The 15,700-nt window shown below is 42.8% G+C and carries 13 protein-coding genes; 1 reads left to right on the forward strand and 12 read right to left on the reverse strand.

Annotation, left to right across the window (positions count from 1 at the left end):
- Positions 1-11: 11 nt before the first annotated feature.
- The 10 genes from fadA to ABFY09_RS03160 form a co-directional block, all read right to left on the reverse strand.
- Positions 12-1,187, reverse strand: a complete 1,176-nt coding sequence (gene fadA, locus ABFY09_RS03115) for an acetyl-CoA C-acyltransferase FadA (RefSeq protein ID WP_347982835.1) — start codon at positions 1,185-1,187, stop codon at positions 12-14.
- Positions 1,188-1,214: 27 nt separating this feature from the next.
- Positions 1,215-3,365 carry a fatty acid oxidation complex subunit alpha FadB gene (gene fadB / locus ABFY09_RS03120; RefSeq protein ID WP_347982836.1) on the reverse strand — a complete coding sequence of 717 codons (2,151 nt, stop codon included), beginning with the start codon at positions 3,363-3,365 and terminating at the stop codon, positions 1,215-1,217.
- Positions 3,366-3,465: 100 nt separating this feature from the next.
- The gene (locus tag ABFY09_RS03125) at positions 3,466-4,395 is read right to left on the reverse strand and encodes an FAD-binding protein (protein ID WP_347982837.1); all 930 of its coding nucleotides are present in this window, start codon (positions 4,393-4,395) and stop codon (positions 3,466-3,468) included.
- Positions 4,392-5,144: an electron transfer flavoprotein subunit beta/FixA family protein gene (locus ABFY09_RS03130; protein ID WP_347982838.1), complete on the reverse strand. Its 753-nt coding sequence runs from the start codon at positions 5,142-5,144 to the stop codon at positions 4,392-4,394. Before ABFY09_RS03130 ends, ABFY09_RS03125 begins: the two co-directional genes overlap by 4 nt.
- 175 nt (positions 5,145-5,319) lie before the next feature.
- Positions 5,320-6,072: an enoyl-CoA hydratase-related protein gene (locus ABFY09_RS03135; RefSeq protein ID WP_347982839.1), complete on the reverse strand. Its 753-nt coding sequence runs from the start codon at positions 6,070-6,072 to the stop codon at positions 5,320-5,322.
- A 95-nt stretch (positions 6,073-6,167) separates the two neighbouring features.
- Entirely contained in the window at positions 6,168-7,868 is a 1,701-nt protein-coding gene (locus ABFY09_RS03140; RefSeq protein ID WP_347982840.1) for an AMP-binding protein, read from the reverse strand.
- A gap of 108 nt (positions 7,869-7,976) precedes the next feature.
- Entirely contained in the window at positions 7,977-8,291 is a 315-nt protein-coding gene (locus tag ABFY09_RS03145; RefSeq protein ID WP_347982841.1) for an SCP2 sterol-binding domain-containing protein, read from the reverse strand.
- A 52-nt stretch (positions 8,292-8,343) separates the two neighbouring features.
- Positions 8,344-10,149: an acyl-CoA dehydrogenase C-terminal domain-containing protein gene (locus ABFY09_RS03150; RefSeq protein WP_347982842.1), complete on the reverse strand. Its 1,806-nt coding sequence runs from the start codon at positions 10,147-10,149 to the stop codon at positions 8,344-8,346.
- Between the two features lie 191 nt (positions 10,150-10,340).
- Positions 10,341-11,327 carry a CobW family GTP-binding protein gene (locus tag ABFY09_RS03155; RefSeq protein WP_347982843.1) on the reverse strand — a complete coding sequence of 329 codons (987 nt, stop codon included), beginning with the start codon at positions 11,325-11,327 and terminating at the stop codon, positions 10,341-10,343.
- A gap of 380 nt (positions 11,328-11,707) precedes the next feature.
- Complete coding sequence (locus ABFY09_RS03160; RefSeq protein WP_347982844.1) at positions 11,708-12,232, reverse strand: RNA methyltransferase; 525 nt, start codon at positions 12,230-12,232, stop codon at positions 11,708-11,710.
- 106 nt (positions 12,233-12,338) lie between these two features.
- On the opposite strand from ABFY09_RS03160, the gene ABFY09_RS03165 reads away from it, so the two are divergent.
- The gene (locus tag ABFY09_RS03165; RefSeq protein WP_347982845.1) at positions 12,339-13,199 is read left to right on the forward strand and encodes a TraB/GumN family protein; all 861 of its coding nucleotides are present in this window, start codon (positions 12,339-12,341) and stop codon (positions 13,197-13,199) included.
- Positions 13,200-13,487: 288 nt separating this feature from the next.
- Here ABFY09_RS03165 and cpxA read toward each other — a convergent pair whose 3' ends face one another.
- Entirely contained in the window at positions 13,488-14,867 is a 1,380-nt protein-coding gene (gene cpxA, locus ABFY09_RS03170; protein ID WP_347982846.1) for an envelope stress sensor histidine kinase CpxA, read from the reverse strand.
- Positions 14,867-15,553 (reverse strand): response regulator, encoded by a 687-nt coding sequence (locus ABFY09_RS03175; protein WP_347982847.1) that lies wholly within the window; start codon positions 15,551-15,553, stop codon positions 14,867-14,869. Before ABFY09_RS03175 ends, cpxA begins: the two co-directional genes overlap by 1 nt.
- Positions 15,554-15,700 lie beyond the last annotated feature (147 nt).

Genomic DNA, 15,700 nt, shown 5'->3' on the forward strand with positions numbered 1-15,700 from the left:
ATTTCTAGCGATTAAACCCGCTCAAATACCGTTGCGATACCTTGCCCCATACCAATACACATGGTCGCAAGTCCTAATGTGGCGCCTTTTTCTTGCATGATGTTCAACAAGGTCGTTGAAATACGCGTACCAGAACAACCTAACGGATGGCCAAGGGCTATCGCACCACCGTTTAAATTTACTTTCTGATCCACTAAATCAAGCAGTTTTAAGTCTTTCAATACTGGAATAGATTGCGCAGCAAAGGCTTCGTTCAACTCAACAATATCCATATCATCAATGGTTAAGCCTGCACGCTTTAGCGCTTTCTTCGTTGCAGGAACAGGTCCATAACCCATAATCGCTGGATCACAACCCGCCACGCCCATGCTGCGAACTTTCGCAATCGGCGTTAAGCCAAGATCTTGCGCTTTTTGTGCTGACATCATCAACATAGCAGACGCGCCATCGGACAAGGCAGACGATGTACCCGCTGTCACGGTTCCAACTTTTGGCATAAAGACAGGTTTCAAACCAGCAAGAGATTCCATAGATGTTTCTGGACGAATGACTTCATCCACTTCTACCAAAATCTTATTGCCTTCAGCATCATGACCTTCAAGAGCGACTATTTCATTATTGAAACGGCCTTGAATCGTTGCTTCATAGGCAAGACGATGGGAACGTACTGCAAACTCATCTTGTACTTCACGGCTTACACCGTGCATTTTACCGAGCATTTCAGCCGTTACGCCCATCATCATGGAAGCTTTTGCCATGTGCTTAGACAAAGCTGGATTCACATCTACGCCATGCATCATGCCAACGTGTCCCATGTGCTCAACACCACCCACAACAAACACATCGCCTTGGCCTGTCATAATGGCTTGCGCTGCCGTATGAATCGCAGACATAGACGAACCACATAAACGGTTCACCGTTTGGGCTCCACAAGTAAGAGGCAAGCCACCTAACAAGGACACCGCACGGGCCATATTAAAACCTTGCTCTAGGGTTTGGTTAACACAGCCCCAGATCAAATCTTCTACGTCTTTTGGGTCTACATTCGGGTTACGCTTAAACAAGGCTTTCACCAAGCCTGCAGATAAATTCTCTGCACGTACATTGCGAAATACACCGTTTTTCGTTTTACCCATCGGTGAGCGAATTGCATCGATAATCACGACATCATTTGGATTCAATTTCATGGTCATTCTCCTCTAGCCTATGGGAAATTATGCGCCGTAATAAGTTTCGTTGTTTTTCGCCATATCTCGCATTTTCGCGGTTGGCTCATACAACTTACCTAAGTGGCTGTATTTGTCTGCAAGGTCACAAAACGCCTGCAGTCCCATTTGGTCTAAGTAATGCAAAGCACCACCAAGGTATGGAGGGAAACCAATACCGTAGATCAATCCCATGTCCGCTTCGGCTGCTGATGCCACAATGTTTTCTTCCACACAACGAACCGTTTCGATACAAAGTGGAATCATCATACGAGAAATAATGTCTTCTTCTGTTAACTCAGATTGAGACAAAACAACAGGAGCAAGTAGATCGTTAATTTCATCATTGAAGATTTTCTTCGGCTTGCCTTTACGATCTGGCTCATAGGTATAAAAACCTTTGCCATTTTTCTGACCAAAACGCTCTAGCTCAAACAGACGATCTACAGCGTTTTTGCCTTCATGTTTCATTCGATCAGGGAAACCTTCTGCCATAACCTGGTCCGCATGAAAAGCCGTATCAACACCAACCACATCCAACAAATAAGCAGGACCCATTGGCCAACCGAATTTCTCCATGGTTTTATCAACCACTTGGAAGTCCGCCCCTTCCTGCATCATCAAGGAGAATCCAGCGAAGTAAGGGAACAATACACGGTTAACCAAGAAACCAGGGCAATCATTCACCACAACAGGTGTTTTCCCCATGGCTTGTGCATAGGCGACGGTTTTTGCAATCGCCGCATCGCTGGATTTTTCACCTCGGATAACTTCAACCAAAGGCATACGATGCACTGGATTAAAGAAATGCATACCACAGAAATTTTCTGGGCGTTTTAGGTTTTTTGCCAATTCTGTAATGGAAATAGTCGAGGTATTTGATGTCAAAATTGCATCATCTGCGATTTTCCCTTCCACTTCAGCAAGCACAAATTTTTTGATTTTGACGTTCTCAACAACCGCTTCAACAACAAGATCAACATGTTCAAACTCGCCATAGCTTAATGCTGGAACAATGCCATTCATTGCTTTAAAGGCTTTATCTGCGGTTAAACGACCACGTTCAACTTGACCATTAAAGAGCTTATTCGCTTCACTCAAACCAAGCTCTAAGGCTTCTGGTCGAATGTCTTTCATGATGATTGGCGTGCCTTTAGAGGCCGACTGATAAGCCACACCGCCTCCCATAATGCCCGCACCCAATACAGCCGCTTGTTTTACAGGCGTTGCGTTTTTCGCGTATTTGCTCGCAGTTTTCTTAATCTGCTGATCGCTTAGGAATAGATTAACCAAAGACTTGGCAACAGGCCCTTTGGCCAATTTAATAAACCCTTTGATTTCAGTATCGAGAGCTTTTTCCATATCTTGGCTGATGCCTTTCTCGATCGTTTTAATCGCCATCATTGGTGCAGGATAATGTTTACCCGCCTTTGCACCAACCACACCACGAACCGATTCAAATATCATCATTTTTTCGATTGGAGAAAACACCATTGGCGCACGCAGCTCTTCACGGCGAGCATGATAATCTAGCTTACCATCAAGCACTTGTTGAATAAGGTGACGAGCCGAATCATTCACTTTCGCAGCAGGAACAACCGCATCGACTGCACCATCTTTAAACGCATCTGCGCTGCGCTTTTGAGCACCGCCACAAATCCACTCACAGGCATTATCAGGGCCGATTAAACGAGGTAAACGTACACTGCCGCCCCAACCTGGATAAATACCAAGCTGTGTTTCAGGCAAGCCAATTTTCGCTGAATCTGCCATGACTCGATAATCACAAGCCAAGCACAATTCCATGCCACCACCCAAGGCGATGCCGTTAATAGCGGTAACCGTTGGGTAAGGCAAATCAGAAATCGTGTTAAAAATGACGTGTGCGTCTCGGAGCTTATCGGCAAGCTCTTCATCATCGAGCTTAAACCAAGTAGTAAATTCCGTAATGTCAGCACCTACAACAAAAACGTCTTTGGCGCTCGCAAAAATCACACCTTGAATGTCTGCCGTATGTTTAAGCGCATCAATGGCTTCGGCCAGCTCTTTCAGTGTCAGGCTATTAAATTTATTAACCGATTCGCCAACCAAATCCAGAGTGACAGTTGCCACACTTGCATCATCGACTGCAACCTTGACTGCTTGTCCTTCGAATATCATGCTGGTCTCCAATTATTTTTATTATGACAATGACGGTCATGTTTTCCGCCATTGTCTGGTATTTGAAAATTCCATTGTCTATTAGAAAGCGGTCTAAAACCTAAAGACTATTTTCTAGCTCTGGAACGGCTTCGAATAAATCCGCTACCAAACCATAATCTGCCACTTGAAAAATCGGGGCTTCTTCATCTTTGTTAATAGCGACAATGATTTTGGAATCTTTCATGCCAGCCAAATGCTGAATCGCACCGGAAATACCGACTGCGATATACAGATCAGGAGCAACCGTTTTACCTGTCTGGCCAACTTGTAAATCATTAGGCACAAAGCCTGCATCAACGGCTGCTCGGGAAGCACCAATCGCAGCACCAAGTTTATCTGCCACACCTTCCAATAATTTAAAGTTGTCGCCATTCCCCATACCGCGACCACCAGAAATAATAACGCCTGCAGCGGTTAATTCAGGTCGATCTGATTCAGCCAGTTGCTCTTTTACAAATCGACTACGGTCAGAAGCAATCACTTGAGAAAGCACTTCACGCTCTGCATTGCCACCTTGTGCAGACGAGGCATCAAACCCTGTTGCACGAATCGTCATGACTTTCACTGTGTCCGTGCTTTTCACTGTCGCAATAGCATTGCCCGCATAAATAGGTCGAACAAAAGTGTCTGGTGATTCCACTTTGATCACATCTGACAATTGAGCGACATCCAACAAAGCAGCCACGCGTGGTAAGGTATTCTTACCTGTTGTGGTTGCAGGCGCCAAAATGTGACCGTAATCACTGGCAATTTCGACCACTAATTTAGAAACGTTTTCTGCCAATTGGTGTTCATAGACGGCATTGTCAGCCACCATAACTTTCATGACACCTGACACCTGCGCAGCTTGTTCTACAACGGTTTGACATTCAAACCCTGCTACCAACAAATGCACTTCCGAATCAATTTTTGTTGCAGCCGTCACGACATTTAATGTCGCAGGCTTCAAAGACTTATTATCATGTTCTGCAATAATTAATACGCTCATGACACCACCTTCGCTTCATTTTTTAGTTTGTCCACTAACTCAGCAACCGAGCCTACTTTGATACCACCAATTCGCTGCGGCGGAGGCGTAACAGAAACTATGCTGACGTTAGAACCAATTTCGACACCAAGACCCGCAGGCGTTTTCACATCCAATGGCTTTTTCTTGGCTTTCATAATGTTTGGTAGAGACGCAAAGCGTGGCTCGTTTAAGCGTAAATCGGTTGTGACAACCGCAGGAAGAGTGATCGACAAGGTTTGTAGTCCACCATCGATTTCTCGGGTAACTTGCGCTTCACCATTTTCGATAACGACTTCGGAAGCAAAAGTGGCTTGTGGGTAATCCAACAAGGCTGCCACCATTTGACCGGTTTGATTATTGTCTGAATCAATTGCTTGTTTGCCCATAATGATCAAATCAGCCGATTCTTCTTGAGCTACTTTTGCTAGGAGTTTAGCGACAGAAAGAGAGTCTAAACCGTCTTCTGCATCCACTTGAATGGCACGGTCAGCTCCTAAAGCCAATGCTGTTCGTAATGTTTCATGGCATGTTTTAGAACCAACAGAAACCACAACCACTTCCGATGCCACGCCTTTTTCTTTTAGACGAATAGCTTCTTCTACTGCGATTTCACAAAAAGGGTTCATGGACATTTTTACGTTAGTAAGATCGACCGCTGTATGGTCTGCTTTGACACGAACCTTAACGTTGTAGTCAATGACTCGTTTTACGGATACTAGAATTTTCATAAGCCCCTCGTTTTTTATTATTTTCATACTATCTATAGTAGTTTGGGAATGATTTTCATCAATAACAAAAAAGCGCCAGTTAACTGACAAAAATATTCAACCTTTCATCAGAACAAACAAAAAACGGCTCCATTATTTAAATGGAGCCGTTCTGTGTTGTATCAATTTAAATAGATTATTTATTACGAGATAAGAAACCAGAAAAAGCCTGATGAGCTTCTGGCGAGCGTAAACGGTCTTTAAATATTCGCCCTTCACGCCTTAGCGTCATCTGCACATTATCTTGATCATGAAACTTCAATAAATCTTTGCTGAGAGCCACCGCCTCTGGAGGCAAAGCCGCTACTTTTTCCGCGTATAAAAAGGCCAGTTTATACGCTTCCCCTTCTTCACAAAGGTGGTTAATCAGTGACATTTCGTAGGCTTCTTGAGCATCAAACGTTTCCCCTAAAACCAAAAACTCAAAGGCTTTTTGATGGCCTACAAGTTTTGGCAAAAAGTAACTCGATGCAGCTTCAGGCACTAAGCCCAATTGCACAAAAGGAAATTGGAAACGCGCTTCACGGGAAGATAATACCAAATCACAGTGCAACAGCATGGTGGCGCCAACCCCAACGGCTCGACCTTCGACCGCAGCAATAAGCGGTTTTTTATAGGTTGCTATCGCCTGTAAAAAAGCCATAGCCGCTTCCATCTTCTCAGGTTTCTGGGCAATTTCGACAAACTCATTAATGTCATTGCCCGCAGAAAAGTGGTCTCCAGCACCTCTTATCAAAGTCGCTTTGATATCAGGATTTCTTTCTGCACTATGCAGTAAATCAGCCAAGGTTTGATACATATCTAACGTTATGGCGTTCCGTTTTTCTACTCTGTCAAAACATAGAAGCTGAATACCAGACTCAATATTTTCAGTAATAAACCGACTCATCCTTGCCTCCTGTGAAAATAACTAGGTTATCTCTCATGTAATGGTGATTCAGCTATTGTAATAGGCTGCAATAGCTTGCTCATTCACCTTATCCCTTACTTAGTCTGTTCTTCTTCCCTTAAGGCTCGACGTAGAACTTTACCTACATTGGTTTTCGGCAAGTCTGTTCTCACTTCAATATATTTAGGCACTTTATAAGCGGCTAAATTCTCTTTGCAATAAGCACGCAAAGTTTGAACATCTAACGTTTCTACGTCTCCTTTTAACACCAAAAACACTTTTACCGCTTCACCGGTTTTATCATCAGGAACACCAATCGCAGCAGATTCCAGTACATCAGGGTGCGACGACACACAATCTTCCACTTCTGTTGGGTACACATTAAAGCCAGAGACAATAATCATATCTTTAGAGCGATCAACGATTTGTAAATAACCATCCTCGTGCTGTACCGCAATGTCACCCGTGATTAAGAATCCGTCTTCCGTCATCACATCACGAGTCGCTGCTTCCTGTTTCCAATAACCTTTCATGACTTGAGGACCACACACGCACAACATGCCAGATTCACCTTGTGGCAAGGTTTGACCATCGCGATCTTGTATCTTTATCTCGGTTTCATCAACAGGCACACCGATCGTACCAATCTGTTCTTTACCGATTGGGTTAAATGCCACAACAGGCGATGTCTCAGTTAAGCCGTAACCTTCCACCACTTGGCAGCCGGTCACTTTTTTCCATTCATCAGCGGCAAAATGCGTCAATGGCATACCGCCAGAACAAGTTAGCTTAAGATGTGAGAAACCTAACTCACGAAACTCTGGATTATTACAAAGACCAACAAATAAGGTGTTTAGTCCCACAAAACCAGTGAAATCCCAATTCTTAAGCTCTTTAACAAAACCAGGTAAATCTCTTGGATTAGGGATCAAAACACTGTGGCCGCCCTGCTCTAAAAGGGTTAAGCCGTGAATCAAGAAGGCGTAAATATGATAAAGCGGTAAAGGCGCAATATAAGTTTCAGTACCTTCTTCTAGTATGCTGCGCAAACGGGAGCTCAACTGATTCATATTGGCAATCAAGTTGGCGTGAGTAAGCATCGCGCCTTTTGCTACACCCGTTGTACCACCTGTGTATTGCAATACAGCAATGCTTTCAGGTTTTGCTTCATAAACAGACACTTTCTTATCAGCACCTTTCGCCAGCACACTGTTCAAACTGACAGCATTAGGAAGGTTATAAGAAGGAACCATTTTCTTCACATACTTAACAACTGAGTTAATTAAGAGACGTTTGAATGGCGCATGAAAGTCTGCAATTTCAGTAACAATAACGTGCTTGATTGAGGTCTTAGCAATGATCTTTTCAACATTGCTGGCCATATTGGCGAATACAACCAGAGCCTTTACGTTTGCATCATTAAACTGATGCTCTAGCTCTTTTGGTGTGTATAAAGGATTTGTATTAACGACAATAAGCCCTGCTTTCATCGCGCCAAAAAGCACAACAGGGTATTGAATAACATTCGGTAATTGAATGGCGATTCGATCACCAGGAACCAAATCTGTTTCGTGCTGAAGATAGGCGGCAAACTGATTGGATTTTTCATTTAGTTCACGATACGTCAGTGTTCTTCCCACACTGGTAAAAGCTGGGAGATCTGCAAACCTGTCCGTTGCTACCGCAAAAATATCTGTCAGAGAACGGTAACTACGTGGATTTAACGAATCGGGTAAATAGCTGCCGGGCTCTGGTCTAGCGTCTAAACCATTATGAGGTGAAGTATCCACATTCATATAAAGCTCCATTTGTTGTTTTTATTGAGGAGAGCAAAACAAGTGCAAAAGCTCAGCCAAATATACCTTTGCTGAGCTTTTGCACTTGATCAAATTTCATTCACGAACCTATGAAGGGAAAATTTGCGTCAGTTTTGTCGCTAACATGATGTCTCCGTCTGCACGAATTTTACCTTGCATGAAAGCAGTCATGCCATCTAATTCTCCACTCATTACGTCTTTTAATGTATCTAAGTCCATACTTAACGTTACGGTTGGGTCGTCATGATCCCCTTCACCCATCTCACATTTCCCATCATTGATACTTAAGTGGTAGCTGTCAGCGTCGTCTAAGTCAAATTGGAACACTGCTTCCATATCATCCGCTTCATCCGCATCAAAACGACCAAACATAGATTCAAATACTGATTTTGCTTCGCTCATAATAGTTACCTCTTCAACCTTTTTAGAATTATTTTTATAAACAGTTAAAACATTAAGCATTCAAAAATAGAAAGTTTTCTTCATCCATTGCTAATAGGTTATCAACGCCTGACAACATAGCTTCGGCATGTGCTTTCGTGCGAGGCAACAGGCGCTCGTAATAGAAAGTGGCTGTTTGCAATTTCGCAGTATAGAAACCGACTTCATCTGTGCCCTCTTCTAGCTTTGTTTTGGCAACCACAGCCATACGAGCCCAGAAGTAAGCTAATACGACATAACCTGAGAACATAAGGTAATCAACTGACGCCGCGCCCACTTCGTCTTTATTACGCATGGCTTTCATGCCAACTTTCATGGTCAAATCGCCCCACTCGCCATTTAGCTTATCTAATGCACTAATGTAGGATTTGAAGCGTTTATCGCCTTTATGTTCCTTACAGAATTTATGAATAATTTTGGTGAAACGACGTAACGTCGCGCCTTGTGTCATTAGGACTTTACGACCCAATAAATCCAAAGCTTGAATCCCTGTTGTGCCTTCATACAACATGGAAATACGACAATCTCGTACGTTTTGTTCCATACCCCATTCTGCAATAAAGCCATGACCACCAAACACTTGTAGACCCTGGTTAGCCGCTTCAAAACCTGTTTCGGTTAAAAAGGCTTTTGCAATTGGCGTCAATAAAGACATCAATTCATCGGCTTCGGCTTTTTCGTCTTCTGTGCCATGCTTCGTGGTATCCACCAGCATTGAACAATAGTGAATAAGCGCTCGACCACCTTCAGAAAAGGCTTTCTGAGTCAGTAGCATACGGCGAACATCTGGGTGAACAATAATAGGATCCGCAGCTTTTTCTGGCACTTTCGGGCCAGACAAAGAACGCATTTGCAGGCGATCTTTGGCATAAGCCACTGAGTTTTGCAAAGCCCATTCAGCATGAGCAAGACCTTGCAAGGCTGTACCAATACGTGCCGTATTCATAAAGGTGAACATGCAGTTTAAGCCGCGATTCGGAAGCCCAATCAAAAAGCCTTTGGCTCCATCAAAGTTCATCACACAAGTGGCATTCCCATGAATCCCCATCTTGTGTTCAATCGAGCCACATGACACTTGGTTGCGGTCAGCTTTTTCACCTGACGCATCTACGCTGAATTTCGGCACAATAAAGAGCGAAATCCCTTTTGTTCCGGCAGGCGCATCGGGGAGTCGCGCTAACACGATATGAACAATGTTTTCAGCCATGTCATGCTCACCAGCTGAAATAAAGATTTTCGTGCCTGTAATGGCATAACTGCCGTCTTCCTGAGGTTCAGCTTTGGTTTTCAACATACCCAAATCTGTACCGCAATGAGGCTCAGTCAAACACATGGTGCCTGTCCATTCGCCAGAAACAAGTTTGGTTAAATAAATGTCTTTTTGCTCATCCGTACCATGAATTTCAATAGTATTCATCGCACCATGACTCAAGCCTGGGTACATGCCCCAGGACCAATTGGAAGTCGCAATCATCTCTGTCACCATCATCCCAAGGGAATCTGGTAAGCCTTGTCCACCAACACTTTCAGGATGAGATAACGACGGCCAGCCACCTTCAACGTATTGTTGATAAGCTTCTTTGAATCCGTCTGGCGTTGTTACAACGCCGTCTTTGAATTGACAACCCTGTTGATCACCAACACGGTTTAGAGGAGAAAGAACACGCTCAGCAAATTTAGCGCCTTCTTCAAGAATAGCAGATACCATATCTGGTGTGGCGTCTTCTGCACCTGGTAACTTCGCATAGTGCTCATTGAATTTAAGCACTTCTTCGGTAACAAATTTTATATCTCGTAATGGCGCTTTATATTCAGGCATAGCCTCAGACCTCTTTTTGTTATTGTTTTATGAGCCCAAAGAAGAACTCTTTCTATAGTAGAAAGCTTCCTCTATAAGCGTCATTCTCTCAATAACAAAAGGTGCCAAAGTTAATGACAAAATAAATCAATATAGCTTTTTAATTTTACAATCTAAGTCAGAAAATTGAATGTAAACCAGCTCTCAAAAACTCAACTAAAGAAAAAAGCCTTCCCTTCTTTCACCTTAACAGGCCAATTACTCTCTAGGTTTCCAATCACTTCCATTCGGCTTGTTTCCTGCCATGGGGTTTTAGTAAAACTCACTTCCCCACGGGAAACATTCACTAATAATGCTTCTGTTGAGTCAATTGAAAAAACACCTTTGATTCGGTAAACCCCTTCCAATATCGACATATCTTCAATCGTAGACTGTAAAGCCTTTTCATTAAAGCGCTGCTCTATCGGCCAACGCCAACCCAAAACCTGCATTGCATCCTGATGCTTTTGATAATGCCAAGGTGAGTTCAGTAAACAATCTTCGGAAGCGACGTGATGCTCATGTGAATGCGAGTGGGCATGAGAATACTCAGACGCTTTCTCCTCAACTAATACATCTTTTAGCCCGACATCTAAATCCGCAAGATCCAGCTTCATAGGATTAGACATAAAAAGCGCAGGTTGCGCTTTAGATTCATCACCGAAGTAACGATTTAAAAAGCTTATGTCAGCGTTTTTATATTTGTCAGAGTGACTCAAGACGATGCCATTAGCCGACTCAATTTGATCATTAAAAATTTCATGTTGGGTATAACGCTCATCTTGTAAATTACGAGCATCTAAAACGCAGAAAACGCCTGTGAGCAATAAAACATCTTGATACAAATCGCTGCGTAACTTTTGGACAATTTGTTTTGGATGACCAAGACCTGAAGGCTCAATGAGAATTCGATCCGGATTGTATTGTCGAATGAGTTGATTCAAGCCTTGCTGAAAAGCGGCCGAGGTGGTGCAACAAACGCAACCACCTGGTACTTCTTTAATGGCAACACCCGATTCAGAATAAAACGCGCTATCTAGCCCAATATCACCAAATTCATTTACCAGAACAGCCCATTTTTCATTTGCAGGGGCTTTTTCCAGTAACTGACGGATCAAAGTTGTTTTGCCTGCTCCTAAAAATCCGGTGATTAAAGTCACTTTTATTCCTTGATAACGCATAACCAAAATCTCAACTATTTCAATTAAAATGCACAGGCCAATGACACACTCGCCACTGTATCCGTGTTCTCTTTTGTACTCAGAAAGAGGTGTTTTCTGTATTACCTGACGTAGCGATAACTCCTAGCTCTAATTCAGCTTTGAATGGCTCTAGCTTTTTCGGTGGTTTTTCTACGTAAAGTCGGAATCGTTAAAGTCAAACCAGTGAACATCAATAACTTGAGTATTTTCATGAGAGGATCTTCGTTTTTTCTGTTTAAAAAAACGAAAAAGATATTCTTTCATTGATCTCTTTTTATCTCAGCCAACATAGAGTTAACTATTTGAAAAATAATCAATAAAACAAAGAAAGAGCTTGATTAAGAACGCACTTTTACATTGTTATTTACATCTTTACTCTGCTTAATCCAGTCATCTCCCGCATCGGCTCTAGCGGATTTTGCCAAACGATCATACAGCAGCACATTCACCGAAGCCGCCAAGTTCATACAACCAACCGTTGGAACAAACACTACATGATCGGCTCGATCGACAATCTTTTGAGAAATCGTGCCATCTTCTGGTCCAAAAATATATAACGCCTTTTCTGGGTGCTGAAAGCTCGGTAACGGAGTCGCACCTTGTATTAAATCAACACATATTATTTGAGTGTCAGGCTCAACAGCATCGATTAGAGTTTCAGCACTTAGGGTTTCTATATTGATTAAAGGAATAGTAGAACTGGCGTTTTTGGTATCTGTCGTCATTTTTGCTGCACGATCATAACGCTGACCAGAATACAAAACCTGATCTACTTGATAACACCCCGCCGCTCTCATTACTGAACCTACATTCTCAACCCCTTTAGGGTTTGTAAGACCAATAGAAACATATTCTTTTTTCATCGATAGACACTACACTGGCATTGAAAACGGCGGAGATAGTACCACTATTTAAAGAAACAGTGGCGACATCACCTATTCCAACAAACAAGTTTTATTCGAGGCAGACATGCATTTCTTAAAAAAAGTTGGCTTGACTCTTCTCGCCGCTGCCACACTTCAAACGCAAGCGGCTTCCGTCTGGAAGGTCTCATCAGAGACAAACACAGTTTACATTGGCGGCACTATTCATCTTTTAACACCGCAAGATTATCCTTTACCTAAAGCCTACGACATTGCTTACCAAGCATCCTCGAAGGTCATTTTTGAAACCAACATGGACACCATTAGCTCTGCTGCTTTTCAAAAAAATCTTCGAGATAAAATGCTTTATACCGACGGAATGACACTGGATAAGATACTGCCATCTGACACTTATCAATCCCTTGTCGATTATCTGAACAGCCGAAACATTCCCATCAATGCGGTACAAAACCTGAAACCAAGTGGTTTGGCAATGTCCTTGAATATGATTGAACTAAAACATCTGGGCTACACCAGTGAAGGTGTAGATATGTTTTATTCACGCAAAGCCACACAGGAAAACAAGCCAAAAGGTTGGCTAGAAGAACCAGAAGAACAAATCTCTGCTCTCAGTAGCTTTAATCAGGAAAACGAAAAGCAGATCATAGAATACGCTCTAGACGACATTAAAGAGATGCCGAGCACAATGGATAAGCTTCGCAACAGCTGGCGTCGTGGCGACATGGAAACCATGGCAAGTTTAGAAATTGTAGATCTAAAAAGAGACTACCCAGACGTGTACGATTCGCTTCTAATAAAGCGCAACAACCTATGGATGCCTCAAATCGAAACCATGCTAAATGACTCACAAGTTGAGTTTATTATGGTCGGTGCTATGCATCTCGCAGGACCAGACAGCATTTTGAAAAAACTTAAAAACAAAGGTTACGAGGTGAAACAACTGTAAAAACACCTAAATGGGCTCGAAAAAAGCCCACTTCCTTAAAATAGACAAACTCTTTTCCTAAACCTCAGCCTATTTTTTATACCAGCCACCTTTCATGTTGAGGCTGACTAAACGATCAACTTTAACGTTCCCTCACTAAAGGCAAAAAAGGCAATTTTCATGTTCGAACGTGCTGTCCAACTTAAAGTGCATAATACATCCATACGCAACGAGGCTGTTGGCGGTATTACAACTTTCCTAGCCATGGAATACATCATCTTTTTATGGCCCCAGTTTTCACGAGCTAAGTCACACTAATGGCAAGGTCACTTCAACTAACAAACCGCCCATTTTACTACGAGATGCAGACACAGAACCATTATGTTGGCGAATCGCACTTTCTGTAATGGCCAAACCTAAACCTGTTCCGCCACTATGACGGTCACGAGCCGTTGACACTCGATAAAAAGGTCTAAAGATAGACTCTAACTCTTCATCAGGAACTCCTTCACCGTTGTCCTCAATACGGATATGTAGCGCTTTCGGTTCCTCTCTCATATCAACACGGATTTCATCTTTACCATAAGAAATAGCATTACGAACAATATTCTCCAGCGCACTCATTAAAAGCTGCGGATAACAAACAATAGAGCGATTTGGAATCGCTGGCACGTGGAGTACTTTGCCCATATGTTCGGCTTCAAACTGACAATCTGTCAGTAGCTCTTCCCATAAACTAGAAAGAGGCTGTGCTTCTCTGTTTGTATGGTTGTCCACCTGCATGCTCGATAACTCAAGCAACTTGCCTATCATCTGCTCAAGTCGGTGCGCTTCCGTATCAATCCGAGTCAGTTCCGTACTTTCACCCTGCTTTCTTGTGGCCAACGCCTGCGCCATTCTCAATCGAGTTAATGGCGAACGTAATTCATGAGAAATATCCGACAACAATCGCTGTTGCCGACAAATCATGTTGTTCACCGCTTCCACCATTTGGTTGAAGCTTTCACCTGCTTGGCGAAATTCAGAGGTGCCTTTTTCCAAACTAGGGTCCGTTTCAAACACGCCTTGCGCCACTCTTTGCGCTGCTTTTTCCAATCGGCGAGCAGGTTGACTTAACGCCCAAGCAAGCCATAAAAGTAAAGGCGTACTCACCAACATAACCGCTAAAAGTAGACGAAATGGTTGATCAAAGAGTTGCAATAGGAAACTTGGAGGCTCACTCTTTTTTATTCCGATATAAAGAAGACGATCTTCATCACCAAGCTTAATCGGGAAGGGCCCTGACAACATGACTCTGCCATATAACTTTTGTTGAGGCTTAAGGGGGTCTTCTACTCGAGTGACGAAGTTTCGTAACATTCTCAATGTGAAATCAGACCGACGAGACCAAACCTGAATCTCACCATCAAGGTCCGTAATATACAAACGCAGTTTGCTGTCTTCATCGCCACGCTTCGAGCGACGCTCTATTTCATCTATGACGGAATAAAGCTGTTTGTGTTTGACAAACTCTTGCTCAACTCTGTCTCTCACTTGAAGCATGTCACTATAATGAGGAGGTGAAATATCTTTCGTTAATCGAGGATCTAAGCGCGGTAAAGCCAGTACAGCCAGAATCACTAAGAACATGGTGAACCAGAAAATAGCGAAAATGCGACCATATAAACTGGTAATTTTGGGTAACTTCATTATTCTCCCTCAGCCAATAAGTAGCCTCGGCCACGCAATGTTTTGACTCTCGGTTTGCCATTAGGCCAATCTGGTAATTTCTTCCTTAAGTTAGATACATGCATATCTACCGCTCGATCAAATGCTGCCAAGCGTTTTCCTAAAACCTCTAAGCTCAAGACTTCTTTCGTGAGTATTTGCCCAGGGTTAAGTAGGAAGTAATGCAATAAAGCAAACTCCGTACTGGTTAAATCCAAAAGATCGCCATTGCAATAAGCCTCTAATCGACCAGGATAAAGTTTAATGTCCCGATACATGACATAGTCATTTTGTGTTCCAGCCTTGGTGACTTGAGTTCTTCGTAATATGGCACGTATTCTTGCTAGCAATTCACGCTCACTAAATGGCTTAGGTAAATAGTCATCTGCGCCGAGTTCAAGCCCAACAACGCGGTCTATTTCATCACCTTTCGCGGTTAGCATTAACACTGGAACATCCCATTTTTCTCGCAACTGCTTTAAGGTTTCAAAGCCGTTTAGTTTAGGCATCATTACATCAAGTAAAACCAAATCCACACTTTCATCCATTGCATCTAATCCTTCCAACCCATCATAGGCGGTAGAGACTGCACAATTTTCAAATAACAACACCTCTTTAAGTAAATCACTTAACTCAATATCGTCATCAATGATTAATATATGTGGCATGTGCTTTTCCTGAAAAATGATTAAAGAGACAAGTCATTAAGTATATTTTACGTTGAAATAACAACAATGATCAGGCCTTTACGATACTTTACCTTAGCAATACGCCACTTTACCTAGCAAACTCTATTCTATCCCTATTCGCTGAAC

It is taken from the genome of Marinomonas sp. 5E14-1 (genome assembly GCF_039939215.1).
GTDB lineage: Bacteria > Pseudomonadota > Gammaproteobacteria > Pseudomonadales > Marinomonadaceae > Marinomonas.

Excerpts from the sequence above, each read along its gene's own strand:
- fadA (WP_347982835.1), bottom strand. The coding sequence starts at position 1,187 with ATGAAATTGAATCCAAATGATGTCGTGATTATCGATGCAATTCGCTCA.
- fadB (WP_347982836.1), bottom strand. The coding sequence starts at position 3,365 with ATGATATTCGAAGGACAAGCAGTCAAGGTTGCAGTCGATGATGCAAGT.
- ABFY09_RS03125 (WP_347982837.1), bottom strand. The coding sequence starts at position 4,395 with ATGAGCGTATTAATTATTGCAGAACATGATAATAAGTCTTTGAAGCCT.
- ABFY09_RS03130 (WP_347982838.1), bottom strand. The coding sequence starts at position 5,144 with ATGAAAATTCTAGTATCCGTAAAACGAGTCATTGACTACAACGTTAAG.
- ABFY09_RS03135 (WP_347982839.1), bottom strand. The coding sequence starts at position 6,072 with ATGAGTCGGTTTATTACTGAAAATATTGAGTCTGGTATTCAGCTTCTA.
- ABFY09_RS03140 (WP_347982840.1), bottom strand. The coding sequence starts at position 7,868 with ATGAATGTGGATACTTCACCTCATAATGGTTTAGACGCTAGACCAGAG.
- ABFY09_RS03145 (WP_347982841.1), bottom strand. The coding sequence starts at position 8,291 with ATGAGCGAAGCAAAATCAGTATTTGAATCTATGTTTGGTCGTTTTGAT.
- ABFY09_RS03150 (WP_347982842.1), bottom strand. The coding sequence starts at position 10,149 with ATGCCTGAATATAAAGCGCCATTACGAGATATAAAATTTGTTACCGAA.
- ABFY09_RS03160 (WP_347982844.1), bottom strand. The coding sequence starts at position 12,232 with ATGAAAAAAGAATATGTTTCTATTGGTCTTACAAACCCTAAAGGGGTT.
- ABFY09_RS03165 (WP_347982845.1), top strand. The coding sequence starts at position 12,339 with ATGCATTTCTTAAAAAAAGTTGGCTTGACTCTTCTCGCCGCTGCCACA.
- cpxA (WP_347982846.1), bottom strand. The coding sequence starts at position 14,867 with ATGAAGTTACCCAAAATTACCAGTTTATATGGTCGCATTTTCGCTATT.
- ABFY09_RS03175 (WP_347982847.1), bottom strand. The coding sequence starts at position 15,553 with ATGCCACATATATTAATCATTGATGACGATATTGAGTTAAGTGATTTA.